The organism is uncultured Methanobrevibacter sp. (assembly GCF_902801725.1).
Taxonomy (GTDB): Archaea; Methanobacteriota; Methanobacteria; order Methanobacteriales; family Methanobacteriaceae; genus Methanocatella.
In genome coordinates this window covers 16226-31002 of sequence record NZ_CADCJB010000020.1, presented here as the reverse complement: position 1 = coordinate 31002, position 14777 = coordinate 16226, and the positions used below count along the sequence as shown (strand labels likewise).

General features: G+C 37.0%; 19 protein-coding genes. 2 read left to right on the top strand and 17 right to left on the bottom strand.

The annotated features are described in order from the left end of the window. Positions 1 to 7: 7 nt before the first annotated feature. From QZV68_RS05775 to QZV68_RS05695, 17 genes are all read right to left on the bottom strand, one after another. A complete protein-coding gene (locus QZV68_RS05775; protein WP_296879448.1) occupies positions 8 to 778 on the bottom strand; it encodes a proteasome assembly chaperone family protein in 771 nt (256 codons plus the stop codon). A 3-nt stretch (positions 779 to 781) separates the two neighbouring features. After that, the gene (locus tag QZV68_RS05770; protein WP_296879446.1) at positions 782 to 952 is read right to left on the bottom strand and encodes an RNA-protein complex protein Nop10; all 171 of its coding nucleotides are present in this window, start codon (positions 950 to 952) and stop codon (positions 782 to 784) included. A 10-nt stretch (positions 953 to 962) separates the two neighbouring features. After that, positions 963 to 1757, bottom strand: coding sequence for a translation initiation factor IF-2 subunit alpha (locus QZV68_RS05765; protein WP_296879444.1), 795 nt, complete (start codon positions 1755 to 1757; stop codon positions 963 to 965). A 63-nt stretch (positions 1758 to 1820) separates the two neighbouring features. Then, positions 1821 to 2000 carry a 30S ribosomal protein S27e gene (locus QZV68_RS05760; RefSeq protein WP_067044971.1) on the bottom strand — a complete coding sequence of 60 codons (180 nt, stop codon included), beginning with the start codon at positions 1998 to 2000 and terminating at the stop codon, positions 1821 to 1823. A 9-nt stretch (positions 2001 to 2009) separates the two neighbouring features. Then, on the bottom strand, positions 2010 to 2288 hold the full coding sequence (locus QZV68_RS05755) for a 50S ribosomal protein L44e (protein ID WP_292743332.1): 279 nt from the start codon (positions 2286 to 2288) through the stop codon (positions 2010 to 2012). A 217-nt stretch (positions 2289 to 2505) separates the two neighbouring features. Then, a complete protein-coding gene (locus QZV68_RS05750; RefSeq protein WP_296879441.1) occupies positions 2506 to 3387 on the bottom strand; it encodes a hypothetical protein in 882 nt (293 codons plus the stop codon). A gap of 61 nt (positions 3388 to 3448) precedes the next feature. After that, positions 3449 to 4183 (bottom strand): proliferating cell nuclear antigen (pcna), encoded by a 735-nt coding sequence (gene pcn, locus QZV68_RS05745; RefSeq protein WP_296879439.1) that lies wholly within the window; start codon positions 4181 to 4183, stop codon positions 3449 to 3451. Positions 4184 to 4267: 84 nt separating this feature from the next. Continuing rightward, positions 4268 to 5038 carry a tryptophan synthase subunit alpha gene (gene trpA, locus QZV68_RS05740; protein ID WP_296879436.1) on the bottom strand — a complete coding sequence of 257 codons (771 nt, stop codon included), beginning with the start codon at positions 5036 to 5038 and terminating at the stop codon, positions 4268 to 4270. Beyond that, entirely contained in the window at positions 5031 to 6215 is a 1185-nt protein-coding gene (gene trpB / locus QZV68_RS05735) for a tryptophan synthase subunit beta (RefSeq protein WP_296879434.1), read from the bottom strand. The genes trpA and trpB overlap by 8 nt, the downstream gene beginning before the upstream one ends. Beyond that, on the bottom strand, positions 6212 to 6811 hold the full coding sequence (locus QZV68_RS05730; protein WP_296879432.1) for a phosphoribosylanthranilate isomerase: 600 nt from the start codon (positions 6809 to 6811) through the stop codon (positions 6212 to 6214). The genes trpB and QZV68_RS05730 overlap by 4 nt, the downstream gene beginning before the upstream one ends. Continuing rightward, the gene (trpC, locus tag QZV68_RS05725; protein WP_363137030.1) at positions 6804 to 7601 is read right to left on the bottom strand and encodes an indole-3-glycerol phosphate synthase TrpC; all 798 of its coding nucleotides are present in this window, start codon (positions 7599 to 7601) and stop codon (positions 6804 to 6806) included. Before trpC ends, QZV68_RS05730 begins: the two co-directional genes overlap by 8 nt. After that, positions 7586 to 8593 (bottom strand): anthranilate phosphoribosyltransferase, encoded by a 1008-nt coding sequence (gene trpD, locus QZV68_RS05720; protein ID WP_296879429.1) that lies wholly within the window; start codon positions 8591 to 8593, stop codon positions 7586 to 7588. Before trpD ends, trpC begins: the two co-directional genes overlap by 16 nt. Further along, the gene (locus tag QZV68_RS05715; protein WP_296879427.1) at positions 8590 to 9174 is read right to left on the bottom strand and encodes an aminodeoxychorismate/anthranilate synthase component II; all 585 of its coding nucleotides are present in this window, start codon (positions 9172 to 9174) and stop codon (positions 8590 to 8592) included. Before QZV68_RS05715 ends, trpD begins: the two co-directional genes overlap by 4 nt. Continuing rightward, entirely contained in the window at positions 9171 to 10667 is a 1497-nt protein-coding gene (trpE, locus tag QZV68_RS05710) for an anthranilate synthase component I (protein ID WP_296879425.1), read from the bottom strand. The genes QZV68_RS05715 and trpE overlap by 4 nt, the downstream gene beginning before the upstream one ends. 87 nt (positions 10668 to 10754) lie before the next feature. Next, on the bottom strand, positions 10755 to 11156 hold the full coding sequence (locus QZV68_RS05705) for a hypothetical protein (RefSeq protein ID WP_296879423.1): 402 nt from the start codon (positions 11154 to 11156) through the stop codon (positions 10755 to 10757). Positions 11157 to 11189: 33 nt separating this feature from the next. Further along, positions 11190 to 11948, bottom strand: coding sequence for a CPBP family intramembrane glutamic endopeptidase (locus tag QZV68_RS05700; protein WP_296879421.1), 759 nt, complete (start codon positions 11946 to 11948; stop codon positions 11190 to 11192). A 277-nt stretch (positions 11949 to 12225) separates the two neighbouring features. Then, positions 12226 to 12426, bottom strand: a complete 201-nt coding sequence (locus QZV68_RS05695; protein WP_296879419.1) for a helix-turn-helix transcriptional regulator — start codon at positions 12424 to 12426, stop codon at positions 12226 to 12228. 143 nt (positions 12427 to 12569) lie between these two features. Here QZV68_RS05695 and purB point away from each other — a divergent pair, with 143 nt between their 5' ends. Beyond that, entirely contained in the window at positions 12570 to 13919 is a 1350-nt protein-coding gene (gene purB, locus QZV68_RS05690; RefSeq protein ID WP_296879417.1) for an adenylosuccinate lyase, read from the top strand. Positions 13920 to 13928: 9 nt separating this feature from the next. Beyond that, positions 13929 to 14777 (top strand): hypothetical protein, encoded by an 849-nt coding sequence (locus QZV68_RS05685; RefSeq protein WP_296879415.1) that lies wholly within the window; start codon positions 13929 to 13931, stop codon positions 14775 to 14777.

Here is a 14777-nt window from a genome sequence, read left to right as displayed (position 1 = left end):
TCAAATATTATCCAATATATCTTAGGTCATCTGCATTTCCTGCATTTGCCTTATTGATTAAATCCTGTTCCATTTGCTGAGCTTTAGCAATCATTTGTCTTGTTTCTTCAGCTCTTTCCTCTAATTTATCAACATTAATTTCAAAATTAAGCAAATGGGAAAGCTTATTCAATATTGCTTCTGCAGACTCTGCGTCAATGAAATATCCTGGGGTTTCACCCATAAGACATGAACCATGAATTCCCTGACGGACAGCCAAGCCTAAAAATAGTCCTGAAGCGCCAACGATTCCGCCATCATTAGACCTGATTTCAATGTCTGCTTCCTTCAACAGTTCAACATCCTCTTCATGGGTAGCGGCTCCTAAAACCTTGTATTCTTCTACAGGCTGACCGGTAGCCATTCCGCCCAATGTAAAAATTCTGCTGATGTTGAATTTCTTTACATAATCCAGAATATCCTTGCACATGATATACTGGCCTTCAGGAGTCAGGGACTGTGTATTTCCAACCAGAATTATCAAATCCAGATTGTCTTCACCAACATCCTTAAGACAGTAAAGCTCATTTATCATATTTGAAACAATGCCTTCCTCTTTAACAAGAACTTGAGGAGGGAAAGTTGGAGAATAAATTTCAGCAAATTTAGTAGCTTCAAACTCATCAATAATATGGTCAGCAGCCAATTTACCGACATGCCCTATGCCAGGCAATGCCTCTATAAAAATAGGATTTTCCAATTCGATTTCTTCTAAAGTAATAATTTCTGTAATATCCATACCCTATTGCTCCTTCATGGCTTCTTTTTTTAATATACGGCGGTATTTTCCGTATTTGTCCTCAACCGAAAATTTTGGAGGATAAATGACTTTAAGCTGCCCGCCGCATTTTGGGCAGGCATCCTTTAAAGTATAAATTCCACATTCAGGACATCTGTTCATTTTCATATTCATAAGAATCTAATTAATCTAACTCTCTTAAGAAAGAACCGTTTCCGTCAGATTCCTCAACGACTGCAATGCATCTTTCAGCGGCAGCCTTAAGAGCCTTTTCAGCTAAAATGTAATCAGTAGATTTTACGGTAATCCTGTATCTTGGTGCACCGACGCACTGAACCTTGATTTCCTCCTCCTCATCGCCGTTGTCTTCAGCAGCCTTGAGGGCGGAAATGATTACCTCAACACCGTTCGGTACGAAAGTTTCAATGTCAACATAACCGCTGATGTGAACTTCCGGAGGTGTGATGTTCTTTTTAGCCACTTCAGTAATGGCGTCAGCCCAATCCTGTGGGATCCCTTCTTCAGTAAGAGACTCCGCACCTTCATCAGCAGCAGTTTCAAAAGCACCATAAACATCCCCGAAGATATCCATAAGCTCGTAACCGACTTCATCATAAGCCTCATCCAAATTCTTACCTAAGGATTTGGCGGATAATTCTAAAAATTTTTCAGCTTTCTGTTCAATTTTCCAATGCTGGATTTTTTTAGTTCTTTGATCTTCACGGATTCTTTTCAAAGAGGCATCTACATGCCCTTTTTTAGGATTCACTCTGAGAACACGACAAACAATTTTTTGGTTTTCTCTTACATGATCTCTAATATTTTTAACCCAACCAGAAGAGACTTCGGAAATATGAATAAAAGCTTCTTTGCCCTGATATTCTTCTAATTTAGCGAAAGCCCCATAATTAAGAACTTTATAAACAGTACCAACAATAAGTTCCCCTTCATCAGGCCATTCTTGACTTTTCCTTACCATGCTCTCACCAACATTAATTAAAAATTATAAAAAATAGTAAAAAATAAGTTGAAAACTAGAAATCTAGTTTAAAACTTTTTCGATGTGTGCTGTGATTTTAGCTTTAGCACCACGAGATTTGACAAGAGTTTTACCACAAATAATACATTTTACGTCAGATGCTGCACGATCGAATATTACTTGTTCATTGTCACAATCTAAACATTTAACTTTTAAAAAGTTTCCTCTTCCTTTACTAACCATGTAAATCACCTATTTTGCTACGAATTCTGGTTTTCCAGTTCTGAAAGATTGTTTAATGTGAGATTTTCCACATTCTTTACATTTAAGTCTTAAGTCTAATTTTTTAACAGGTTTGTTTCCGGCAGGTAAAGGCCTTGGATAACCTCTGTAACCAGCAGTTACACGTCTAAATTGTCTTTGTCCCCAAGTCAATTCACTAGCTTTTCTTTTTTTAGCAGTGTGTACCTCATGCATAGTGTGTCTTTTACAGTGAGGACAGTATGTTCTTTTTTCTTTTGGTATTTTCATTTTTTCACCATAATTAATAAGTCAATGTAAACCTATCCATGAATTTATCTAAACTCAAATTAAATTAGAAAACGTTAGAGATTAAAACTGCATTGTAACGCATCAAGTCTACAGGCAGCAGAAATCCAAATTATAAAAAAATATAATTTTTTAATATCACAAATAGATACATTCAATATATCTATTTATCAAGTTATTTAAAGTTAATGGCAAAATCCTATATTTTAACTTGTCTGCCCTTGCGGTTTTTGAAAAATATTTTTGCATTTATCAAAGGCAAAGTGACCAGATCCTGAGGTCTGAAAGGACCGTAGATTTTTTCATCGACGCCGACTATAGGACCGATTTCATCAAAAACCAACATTGTGACAAGTTCTGTTTCCTTTGCTATTTTTTTAGCCTCAAAATCGTAAAATTCCTCATTTTCATCCAAAGAATTAGGATTCTCTTCAAGATTATCCTGAGGTTTTGGGGCTTTAGGCATACCGGCAGCCTCTTCTTTCAGTTTTTCATTCTGGGATTTGATGATTTGCTTTTCTATAGGTTCCCTTTTGGCGACAATCGGTTTGGCCTTGGAAATTTCGTCCAATCTGTTCAATACCTCATCGTCCTCCGGTTTTTCAACAGTCTTTGGAGAAGTCAACGTATTTGACTGGGTTTCCCTCGGCTTGATAACAATCTTTTCATCGGATTCATCATCATCAGAGAGTTTTTCCAGTGAAATGGTTCTTCTGTGATTTTTTAAATTGTCAATTAATGAAAAATAGAATGTTTCCTCTTCGGGAGTCAAATTCAATGGAGTGGTATCGACAAGATCAAACTGAGGCTTGCCTGTAAACAGATGATATGACCTGTGGATATTTACAACAGCGGCATCGGTAATCTTATGTTCCCTTCTCTCGCAGATTTCAGTAGCAATCCTTTGAGCCTCATGCAGCATCTGCGGAACATTGGAAAACGGATCGCTGATTGCCTGCTGTTTCAGCTCATCGAGATACTGATGTATTTTATTATAAAAATCCTCATCTACACGAGCCAAAGTACTGTTGTTACGTTCCTTTTTTTGAATATCGCGCAGGGTTTTGTAAAATTGATCCACTTAATACCATCTCTAAAAAAATAATTTTTCTTAAAAATAAAAAAAAGATAAACAAATGAAATTATTCATCTGTTTCCAATCTAGGAGCAAGCAAGAAACTAAGTTTACCGTCACCAGTAACCATATTAAGAGTTAAACTTAAAGGCATGTCGGTACCTAAACTGATTTCAGCTTCCTCTGAAAATTTATCTGCTTTAAGCATTTCTCTAATCTTATCCAATGAGAACAAAGCCTTAGCATGTTCCTGGATATTTTCACCGTGAAGATATTTGATGCTTGCATCACCGAATTCACCGTCTGCTGAGGCAATGAAGTAATCTTCATCGACCTGAAGTGCAATCTTATCTGAAAATATGTCAATATCGTTGATACAGTCTTTCAGTATAGAGAAACGAACTTTAAAGTTAGTAGGATGTTCAATAGAAGGTGGAACAGGATTGTCATATTCCATATCTATTAATCTTATTTTGAAAGTTCTAGTAGCGTCTCCTTCAAAAGTAATGATAAAATTACCTTCATCTACAGACATCAATACTCTGTCCTGAGATTTTGCACGTTTAAGCACTCTCATGAACTCATCGGTATCTATGTTAATCTTTTCAGGAACATCACAAATGTATTCATCGAATAAGCTGGATTTTAACTCCAAATGTACGAAAGTTATGTGACTGCGGTCTAAGGCATCTAATCTCATGCCTTCACTATCAGTTTGAATTTGCACTTCATCAACAATTGATGAAATAGCATCAAAACTGGTTTTTAATATACTAGAATCACTTAATTCTGCTTTAAACATAAATAATCCTCTTAATTAAAATTATATATTATGAATATATTTTTATCATTATTATTTAATAAGTTTTTTCATTTGTGAAAATTTTCAGTTACATGCCTCTTTCATGCTTGAAACATATTCTTTTAATGCATCTGCAGCATCTTCACCATGCTCTTCAATGATTTTTACGATTGCACTGCCGACAATTACTCCATCAGCCAATCTTGAAATGTCTTTTGCCTGTTCAGGAGTGTTGATACCGAATCCAACAGCCAACGGCAAATCAGTAACATCACGGATATCCTCCAGAATGGATTTCAAATCTGTTTTTATTTCAGACCTCATTCCGGTAACACCCAGGGATGACACTACATAGATAAATCCGGTTGCATCATTTGCAATCATCTGAATCCTTTCCTTGGAAGTTGGAGCAATCAAGGAGATAACGTCAACATCATTTTTGCGGGCTATGTCTGCAATCTCACCTTTTTCCTCATAAGGCAGGTCAGGAGATATGATTCCATCAATACCCAATTCTCCACATTTTTTGAAGAATTCCTCATATCCATAAAAGAAGACAGGATTGATATAGGTCAAAAACACCAAAGGAATATCGGTTTTGGAACGGACTGCCCTTACTATTTCAAAGACATCGTCAGTGGTGGTGTTGTGCTTTAGTGCGCGGACATTGGCGTCCTGAATTACAACACCTTCAGCCATAGGATCAGAAAACGGAATGCCTATCTCTATTAAATCACATCCTGCCTCTTCCATGGCCAGGATATATTCGACAGTCTTTTCAACTGTCGGGTCTCCTGCAGTCAAAAATCCGATGAAAGCCTTCCCATTTTTAAAGGCATTGGAAATTTTACTCATCTAAATCAACTCCTCTATATTCTGCAATTGAGCGAACATCCTTATCTCCCCTTCCGGAAAGACAAATCATAATTATATCATCTTTATCCATTTTTGGAGCAATTTTCATCGCATAAGCAACAGCATGAGCACTTTCAATAGCTGGAATAATCCCTTCCATTCTTGAAAGGTATTCAAAGGCACTTACAGCCTCCTCGTCAGTGACAGGCACATACTCTGCCCTTCCACTATCCCTCAGATAGGCATGTTCAGGACCGACACCAGGATAGTCGAGGCCTGCTGAAACTGAGTGGACAGGTGCAATCTGGCCGTAGTCCCCCTGATTGAACATGGATTTCATTCCATGGAATATTCCGATTTTGCCCTTTGTCAGGGCTGCCGCATTATACGGAGTGTCGATTCCCTTGCCTCCAGCTTCACAGCCAATCAGTTTAACATCATCATCGTCAATGAAATTATAGAATGCTCCCATGGCATTACTTCCACCGCCCACACATGCAATGACTGCATTTGGAAGTTTTCCTTCTTTTTCAAGAAACTGCTCCCTAGCTTCAGCACTTATTACAGCCTGAAAATCCCTTACAATCATTGGAAATGGATGAGGCCCCATGGTTGAACCTATAACATAATTGGTATCATGAACACGCGCAATCCAATCCCTGAACGCATCATTAACGGCATCTTTAAGGGTTTTGGTTCCTGACTTGACGGAATGGACCTTTGCTCCAAGCAATTCCATCCTGTAAACATTCAGCGCCTGCCTTTTTGTATCCACTTCACCCATAAACACTTCACATTCCATATCAAGCAAAGCGGCTGCAGTTGCGGTAGCCACACCATGCTGACCTGCACCGGTTTCAGCAATGACCCTTGTTTTGCCCATCTTTTTAGCCAGCAGAACCTGACCCAGAACATTGTTGATTTTGTGGGCGCCTGTGTGATTCAAGTCCTCACGCTTCAAATAAATTTTAGCTCCGCCAAGGTCTTCTGTCATTCTTTCAGCATAATATAATAAGGAAGGTCTTCCAGCATATTCTCTCAATAATGTATTAAGCTCCCCTACAAATTCATCATCATTAATGTAATGATTATATTGCTCTTCCAAGTAAAGCAACTCATTCATTAATGTTTCAGATATGTACTGTCCACCATATTCGCCATATCTTCCTCTACTCAACGTATAACCTCCATAATTTCTTCAATCTTATTTTCATCTTTAAATCCGTCAGTTTCAACACCAGAGCTCAAATCGATTGCATAGGGATTGAATTCTTCAATGGCATCTGCGATATTTGAAATATTGATTCCCCCGGCCAAAAAGAATTCCTTATTCAAATCTTTTCTAATCAAACCCCAGTCAAAAGTTTTTCCACTGCCCTTTCCACTGTCAAGCAGCAAATAATCAGAAATTGAATTGTCATATTCCAATAAATCCTTTTCATCAGACATTTCAATTGCATTTATAATCTTTAGTTCACCATTAGTATTTTCTCTTAATTTATTAATATAATCTTCACTTTCAAGACCGTGAAGCTGAGCAATTTCTATAATTCCCCTGTCAAATAGCTCGACAATCTCTCCAATATCCGCATCGACAAAAACTCCGACAGGAACTATATCTGAACTTAAATTGCTTTTCATTTCATATGCAAAATCGTGTGAAACCTTTCTTTTTGAATCTGCAAATACAAAACCAACATAATCAGGTTTATACCTATTGACGATGCTTATATCCTCCAGTCGCCTAAGTCCACAGATTTTAATTTTAACCATTCTTCAACTCCGCTATCAAAGCCTTTTTGTCATCGCTTTTCATTAAAGTTTCACCTATTAAAACTGCATTGACATTATTTTCTTTTAATCTAGTGACATCTTCCTTTGTTTTAATGCCGCTTTCAGAAACAAATAATATATTGTCACTCACACATCTACGTAAGCTGATACTATTTTCGATATCTACAGTAAAATCATTAAGATTCCTGTTATTCACACCGATGATTTCAGCACCGACATTCATGGCTGTTCTGATTTCATTGCCATCATGAGTTTCAACAATAGCTGAAAGACCCAAATCATGAGCAAGGTCCAAAAATTTCTTAAGCTGAACAATATCCAATATTGCCACTATCAAAAGCACTGCAGAGGCTCCAAGAAGCTTGGCTTCCCAAATCATATACTCATCTATAACAAAGTCCTTTCTCAAAATGGGAATGGAAACATTTTCGGAAATTTCCTTTAGATAATCGTTGGATCCCTGGAAAAAATAAGGCTCAGTCAATACTGAAATGGCTGAAGCACCGGCATCCTCATATTCCTTGGCAATAGCAACATAATCAAAATCCTCAGCTATCACCCCTTTTGAAGGAGAAGCCTTTTTGACTTCTGAAATAATTGCAATCTGAGGATCAATGAGTGCTTCCTTAAATGGAAAATCATTTGAGGTTTCCATTTCAGAAACTTCCCTTTTAAGTTCATCCAAAGATTTGTTCTTTTTAGCTTCAATCAAGCGCTCCTCTGTTTTTGCAACAATCTCATCCAACATAATAATCACCTGTTTGTACATTCTATAAATTTTTCAAGCTGTCTTAATGCCCTACCTGAATCGATAATATCTCCTGCAAGAATTACTCCCTCTCTCAATGAGCCTACCTTGCCTGCAACATATAGTCCTGCTGCAGAATTAAGCAAAACAGCATTTCTTCTAGGTCCTTTTTCTCCATTCAAAACTGATAGAGTGATTTGCGCATTTTCCTTTGGATCGCCACCTACAATATCCTCTTTTGAAAAGCATTCCATGCCAAAAGATTCTGGTGAAATTTCATAAGACCTTGTTTTTCCATCTTTAAGTTCACATACAAAAGTTTTATCACCAATTGATATCTCATCCATTTCATCCATTCCATAAACGACAACCGCAGATTTTACGCCCAGGTTGCTTATGACTTCTGTGAGCGGTTCAACCAAATCTTTCTCATATACTCCGAGAACCTGCATTGTAGCACCGGCAGGGTTTGTCAAAGGTCCCAATATGTTGAATATTGTCCTTATTGACAGTTCTTTGCGCACTCCTGCAACATATTTCATGGAGAGATGATAATTCTGGGCGAACAGGAAACACAGGTTGATTTCACTTAAGCACTTCAAACTCTTTTCAGGAGGAATGTGGATGTTTACGCCCAATTCTTCCAAAACGTCTGCAGCACCACATTTGCTGGATGCTGACCTGTTTCCATGTTTTGCAACAGGAACTCCTGCAGCGGAAATGACAATGGAAGAGGTTGTTGAAATGTTAAAAGAATTGGATCCGTCCCCTCCGGTTCCAACGATTTCAAGCACTTCCTTATCGTTCAAAAGCCTTACACAGTGAGCCCTCATCGCAGCGGCAGATGCAGTGATTTCATCAATTGTTTCACCTTTCATTGACATTGCAGTCAGATAAGCGCTCATCTGGACTTCACTTGCTTCACCACTCATGATTTCATCCATAACCTCATATGCCTCATCATAAGTTAAATCTTGATGTTTATATACTTTTAAAATAGCTTCCTTAATCATAATATCCCTCTGTTAACTTTTTCAATGAAATTCTCAATAATCGTAATGCCGTCAGGAGTCAATATTGATTCCGGATGAAACTGGAGACCATAAACATTGAACTGCTTATGTTTGACGGCCATTATCTCTCCGTCATCCTTTGCTTTTGAGATTACTTCCATGCATTCCGGAACAGTGCTTTCAACAAGACTCAGGGAATGATATCTGCCGACGGTAATTTCACTTGGCAGTCCCTTAAAAATAAAATCATAATCTAGAGAAATATCTGAAGACTTCCCGTGCATCAGTCTTCCCGCATAGGATATTTTACCTCCGAATGCGGCGCAAATTGCCTGATGGCCCAAGCAAACACCTAAAATTGGAATTCTATCATGAAATTGTCTAACCAAATCAATGCAGATTCCAGCGTTTTCAGGTTTTCCCGGACCAGGGGACAGCACTATCGCATCAGGATTCAATTTTTCTATTTCATCCAATGTAATCTTATCGTTTCTGTAGACTAAAATATCACAGTCAACCTCTCCAACAAGTTGGAACAGGTTATATGAAAAACTATCGTAATTGTCAATTAAAAGAATCATTCCAAACCACCATCTGCAAATTTTAAAGCGTTGATTACTGCAGCCGCCTTGTTCAGGCTCTCTTCAAATTCACTGTCCGGCACGCTGTCGGCAACAATTCCTGCACCGGAACGGATAAATACCTTATTGTTGCGGGAAAATGCTATCCTTATGGAAATGCAGGTGTCGATATTTCCGCTCAAATCCACATATCCGATAGCTCCACCATATATTCCCCTCTTATTGTTTTCAAGCTCATTAATTATTTCACATGCCCTTATCTTTGGAGCTCCGGACAATGTTCCTGCAGGCAATATTGAATCGATTGCAGCAAGAGGATCCAAATCGCTTTTTAAAGTTCCAGTAACTGTTGAACCAATATGCATCACATGAGAAAACCTTTCAACTGACATGTACTTGTCCACATGCACAGAACCTATTTCAGATATTCTTCCAATGTCATTGCGCCCCAAATCAACAAGCATATTATGTTCAGCCAATTCCTTTTCATCACCCAACAATTCCTCTTCAAGCTTTAAGTCCTCTTCGGGAGTTTTTCCTCGAGGCCTTGTTCCTGCTAGAGGGAATGTATATAATTTTCTGCCATTTAACTTAACCAACGTTTCGGGAGAAGCACCTGCAATTTCTATATCATTGCTTGAGAAGTAAAACATGTATGGAGATGGGTTGGTGGTTCTCAAAACCCTGTAGGTGTCAAAGAGGCTTCCGGAAATGTCAGCCTCTATTCTGTTGGAGAGCACAACCTGAAAGATGTCCCCTTCACGGATATAATCCTTGGCCTTTTCAACCATGTCGCAGTATTCTTCACGTGAAAATACAGGCCTGAACTCTGATTTTAACTTTAACGGTTCGATTTCTGTTTTTTTACCGTTTTTTATTAAATCTGCAATTTCCCTCAATTCTCTGCAGGCCTTTTCATAATTATTTTCCAAGTCATCTGTTTTGATGTTTGTAATGACTATTATCTTCTGCTTGAAATTATCGAAGGCAATGACCTTGTCAAACAGCATCAGGTCAATGTCCTTGAACTGATCCTGATTTTCAGCATCGAGATTTAGGGAAGGCTCGGAATACTTGATATAATCATAAGCAAAATACCCTACAAAACCCCCCGTAAACGGAGGCAAATAATCCAGTTTCGGGGACTTGTTCCTTAAAACCAGATCCCTGATTATTTCACTTGGAGAATCTGTCTTGATTGTGATAACATCATCATTAAGCTCATTAAAATCAGCATCACCCCTAATCTGTACGACGCCGTTCTGGCATGTGAATTCCAAAAGAGGGTCATAACCTAGAAAGCTGTATCTTCCCCATTTCTCTGCATCTTCAATACTCTCCAGCATATAACAATGATTACTGATTCCTTTTAAAATTCTTAAAACTTCTATAGGAGTTGCAATATCCGAAAACAATTCATAAGATATCGGTATACGCTTATACTCCTCATTTTCTGCAATTACTTTTACTTCTTCTATACTTGGGGAAAACATTTTATCACTAATATACTAATTAGTATAATGTACTATTTAAAACCTTGTTGTAACTTTTTGTACATTATATTATTTGGGCAAAAAAATTTAATTGATTTTATCCTGTTCCTTGCTAAACTCAATAACAATCTTTTTAATTTCCCTACTTTCCAAATAAGGCAATTTTTCAGCAATTTCCTGCTCCAAATCCCTATTCAGCTGTAACCTTTTCTGAACGTATTCATCATCATCGAACTGGCTGCGATACTGTCTGTTGAGATTTGAATACTTAGTAATCATCGGCTGGAGAATACTTCCTATATCTTTATCAAGTCTGTCGTTAATTATTTTTCTTCTTCTAATCTCACTTACAAAGCCTACAACAGTTGCAAAAAATCCTAGAAGGGCGATTGTCAAAGCAGGTACGAAAATCTTATTGTTGCCGACGAATGCAACAGAAAACACGATCCCAATAAAAATAAGAGCAATACCAATTTTTCTCAAATCCATGTAAACACCTTTAAAATAATCTTTATATTTTAATTATTTAAATATTTTTAAGTTGGAACAGATGAATTTCAAAAGCAAAACAAAAGAAACAACAGCAAAAACGGACATTATATCAACGGCCAACCAGTTAGTGAACAATATTTCACCACAATCCAGATGATAAACACTTTCCCCAATCAGATTGTTTATAAAATGTCCAAAAATAGGCACCAGAATATTTTCGCTTTTAAGGTATAATATCGCCATGCAGATTCCAAATATGAAAGCCGAAAATATGCTTCCGAAACTGTGAAGGGATGCAAAAAGAAGCGATGAAATCAAAACCGCAAAAGTTGTCGGTACAATGATTTTCAGCTTATTTAAAAAAATGCCTCTGAAAATCAGCTCTTCTGCAATAGGGGAAAGGAAAACAACAGATAAAAATCCCAAAATACCAATAATTCCCCCGTTCAAACTCATAAACGGAACATGAAAATCACCTGCATTGACCCATTGAAGAATGAAATCTGAAAAGTACAGCATCCCATAGGAAAAGAAAATGTTTAAAAATACTATTGATACAATGGTTTCGGCAGAAACCTCTGAAAATATATTAAGCAAATCCTCCTTGAATTCTGAAAAAGAATTTCTCAACTTAAACAGAAAGTAAGCAATGATGATAACATACATCAATGTAGAATTCATATGAATGTTGAAATAATTCAAACCGAACATTGCAACAAGCAATATTATAAAGAGTGCCAAAAATTCCACAAGATGAATGCTTTTGAGTTTTTCATTAAACAGTGACATAATATCTTAAAAAAAAATAATAAATGGATAAAAATCCAATAAATTTTTAATTTAGCAATTTATAATGTTAAATTTATTAAAATAACAATAAACATCCATATATACGCCAAATACTTAATTTAAACTTATTTTATAAACACATCATAAATTTACATAGGCATAGCTAACATTTAACGGAAAAATAACCCCCATTTCCTATGTTTTCTAACGATTTTCCTCATTTTTAAGTAATTACTGCAATATTAAGTATTTGAAAAGTACATAAATTAGAATTATTTTAATCGTTTTCAAAGACAAATACATCTTCAATATGTTTTTTTCCCAACATTTTAGTAATATTATAGGCTAATAATAAGGAAGGGTTATAGCGAGCGTTTTCTAAAGCATTTACTGTTTGACGAGTAACGCCAACGGCATCAGCAAGTTCTTGTTGCGTCATGCCTAATTTTTGACGAAACTGTCTGATTTTTGTTTCCATATAATCCACCTATTTATATTGAATATAAATGGTAATATTATTTTTTTTATAAAACCTATATAAATGTGTTGCATCAATTACTAAAATATAAAACTATTAATGAACAAAATATATACATATAATAATTTTTGAGATGATAAAAAATGGCTATACATCCTATTGAATTTAGATATGGTACTCCCGAAATGAAAAAAATTTGGGAAGAGGAAAACAAACTGCAAAGAATGCTGGATGTTGAATCCGCATTAGCTCAAGCTGAAGGAAAACTTGGAATTATCCCACAGGAAGTTGCAGATGAAATCGCTGCAAAAGCCACAACAGAATTTGTAAAATTGGAAAGAGTAAAAGCAATTGAAGCTGAAACCAACCACGATATCGCAGCATTATCAAAAGGAATTACAGAAGTATGTGAAAACGGTGCCGGCGAATACGTTCACTTTGGAGCTACTTCAAATGACATAGTGGACAGTTCCAATTCATTGCTCATCAGAGACTCAATTGACGTGCTGAAAGAAAAATTGGAAAGATTAACTAAAATAATGCTTAAATTAGCTGAAGAAAACAAAATGAAAGTATGTATCGGACGTACTCACGGACAGCATGCCCTTCCAACAACATACGGAATGAAATTCGGTATTTGGGCTGACGAACTCCACAGACAATATGTAAGATTAGAAAATGCCGAATCCAATGTCTGTATTGCAATGATGGACGGAGCTGTCGGAACCACCGCCGCATTAGGCGAACAAGGTTGGGAAATACATAAAACAGTAGCAGACATATTGGGACTTCCTGCAGCTACAATCACAAACCAGGTAGTTCAAAGAGACAATCATGTCGAATTCATCAGCGTCCTAGCCAATATCGCAAGTACATTAGATAAAATCGGACTGGAAATCAGAAGCCTGCAAAGAACTGAACTCATGGAAGTTGGTGAATACTTCGATCCTGAAAAGCAGGTTGGAAGCAGTACCATGCCACATAAAATGAATCCGATTACAGCCGAAAGAATTTGCGGTGTTGCAAGAATCATCAAGTCATTTGTAAATGCAGCCTTGGACAACAACCCTCTCTGGCATGAAAGAGACCTTACCAACTCATCCTGTGAAAGGATAATGTTTCCGGAAAGCTGCATATTAACCGACTACATCTTAAACCTGACAATCAAACTAATGAGCAATCTGGTATTCTACGATGAAAACATCGAAAGAAACCTTAACTTAACCAACGGTTTAATCATGGCTGAAAGATTAATGGCCGAACTTACCCGTGCCGGAATGGGAAAACAAACCGCATACGGCATTGTAAGAAAAAATGCAATCAAAGCGAATAAGGAAAAATTGCTTCTCGGCGAATTGATTCTGGAAGACGAAGACGTTCAGAAATACCTGACAGAAGCCGATGTCGAAAAGATTATGGACCCTCACACATACATCGGATCCGTACCGATAATCATCGACGAACTTCTTGAAAAGTCAAAAGAATGGTTTTAGGTGAAAACAATGAGCAACATAAAAGTACTGAACTCCATTGATTTGAGCTCATTTACAACAATAATGACCGGAATCAATGTGTTGATTTCAGTGTTGATTTCACTGTTTGTGGTAATAGTGTTTGCCATAACATCACCGGCAAGCATTGGAGTTTCAATCTATATCGTTCCTACAATCATTGTCGGCGGATTCATTACAGGAATATACCGATACTTCTCCGACGGATTATTCTACAACTTATTATCCTCAAAATTGAGAAACATCTATTTCATATTTGACAATAATGAGCTTGTTAAGGTATCAACTACAGAAACAGCAACTATCGTTGCAACAATCACATTGATACAGGCCGTATTGCTTTACCTGGTTTCTGTTATGCTATTGCCTATGATTATGAATGCAGCAATCCAAACCCTGATGTTCAGCGGCCAGCAAATAATGGCATATAGCCTATATCAGATGATGATGGTCATGACCCAGCCGATGACAATCATAATGATTCTGTTCGGTTCATTCATCATAACCTTTGTATTTGTACTGATTGGAACATACCTCTACAATTTTATTGCATCCAAAGGCAGAGGAATAACTTTAGAATTATCTAAAGAAAATGAGATGACCTCTATCGATTCAATTGACGTGATGAAATTTGCAATAGCGTTTTCAATCGTGTCAGGAGTATTGGACCTGATTGTAGGAATCATTATGGTGATTAGTGGAGGAACTGTTATGAGTCTTTTAAGCAATGTAATCAGCGGATTTGTCGGCGGATTTATCGTTGCAGCGCTTATTGCCGTATTTTATAACTTTTTAGCTCCAAAGCTTGGAAAATTAAAATTAGAATTAATTGATCATTAG

Bases quoted from the DNA above. Each gene is read 5' to 3' on its own strand.
- QZV68_RS05700 (WP_296879421.1), bottom strand. From the start codon at position 11,948: ATGTCACTGTTTAATGAAAAACTCAAAAGCATTCATCTTGTGGAATTT.
- pcn (WP_296879439.1), bottom strand. From the start codon at position 4,183: ATGTTTAAAGCAGAATTAAGTGATTCTAGTATATTAAAAACCAGTTTT.
- QZV68_RS05755 (WP_292743332.1), bottom strand. From the start codon at position 2,288: ATGAAAATACCAAAAGAAAAAAGAACATACTGTCCTCACTGTAAAAGA.
- trpC (WP_363137030.1), bottom strand. From the start codon at position 7,601: ATGTACAAACAGGTGATTATTATGTTGGATGAGATTGTTGCAAAAACA.
- QZV68_RS05705 (WP_296879423.1), bottom strand. From the start codon at position 11,156: ATGGATTTGAGAAAAATTGGTATTGCTCTTATTTTTATTGGGATCGTG.
- trpA (WP_296879436.1), bottom strand. From the start codon at position 5,038: ATGAGTAAAATTTCCAATGCCTTTAAAAATGGGAAGGCTTTCATCGGA.
- QZV68_RS05770 (WP_296879446.1), bottom strand. From the start codon at position 952: ATGAATATGAAAATGAACAGATGTCCTGAATGTGGAATTTATACTTTA.
- QZV68_RS05775 (WP_296879448.1), bottom strand. From the start codon at position 778: ATGGATATTACAGAAATTATTACTTTAGAAGAAATCGAATTGGAAAAT.
- trpD (WP_296879429.1), bottom strand. From the start codon at position 8,593: ATGATTAAGGAAGCTATTTTAAAAGTATATAAACATCAAGATTTAACT.
- QZV68_RS05715 (WP_296879427.1), bottom strand. From the start codon at position 9,174: ATGATTCTTTTAATTGACAATTACGATAGTTTTTCATATAACCTGTTC.
- QZV68_RS05760 (WP_067044971.1), bottom strand. From the start codon at position 2,000: ATGGTTAGTAAAGGAAGAGGAAACTTTTTAAAAGTTAAATGTTTAGAT.
- trpE (WP_296879425.1), bottom strand. From the start codon at position 10,667: ATGTTTTCCCCAAGTATAGAAGAAGTAAAAGTAATTGCAGAAAATGAG.
- QZV68_RS05730 (WP_296879432.1), bottom strand. From the start codon at position 6,811: ATGGTTAAAATTAAAATCTGTGGACTTAGGCGACTGGAGGATATAAGC.
- purB (WP_296879417.1), top strand. From the start codon at position 12,570: ATGGCTATACATCCTATTGAATTTAGATATGGTACTCCCGAAATGAAA.
- QZV68_RS05685 (WP_296879415.1), top strand. From the start codon at position 13,929: ATGAGCAACATAAAAGTACTGAACTCCATTGATTTGAGCTCATTTACA.
- QZV68_RS05765 (WP_296879444.1), bottom strand. From the start codon at position 1,757: ATGGTAAGGAAAAGTCAAGAATGGCCTGATGAAGGGGAACTTATTGTT.
- QZV68_RS05695 (WP_296879419.1), bottom strand. From the start codon at position 12,426: ATGGAAACAAAAATCAGACAGTTTCGTCAAAAATTAGGCATGACGCAA.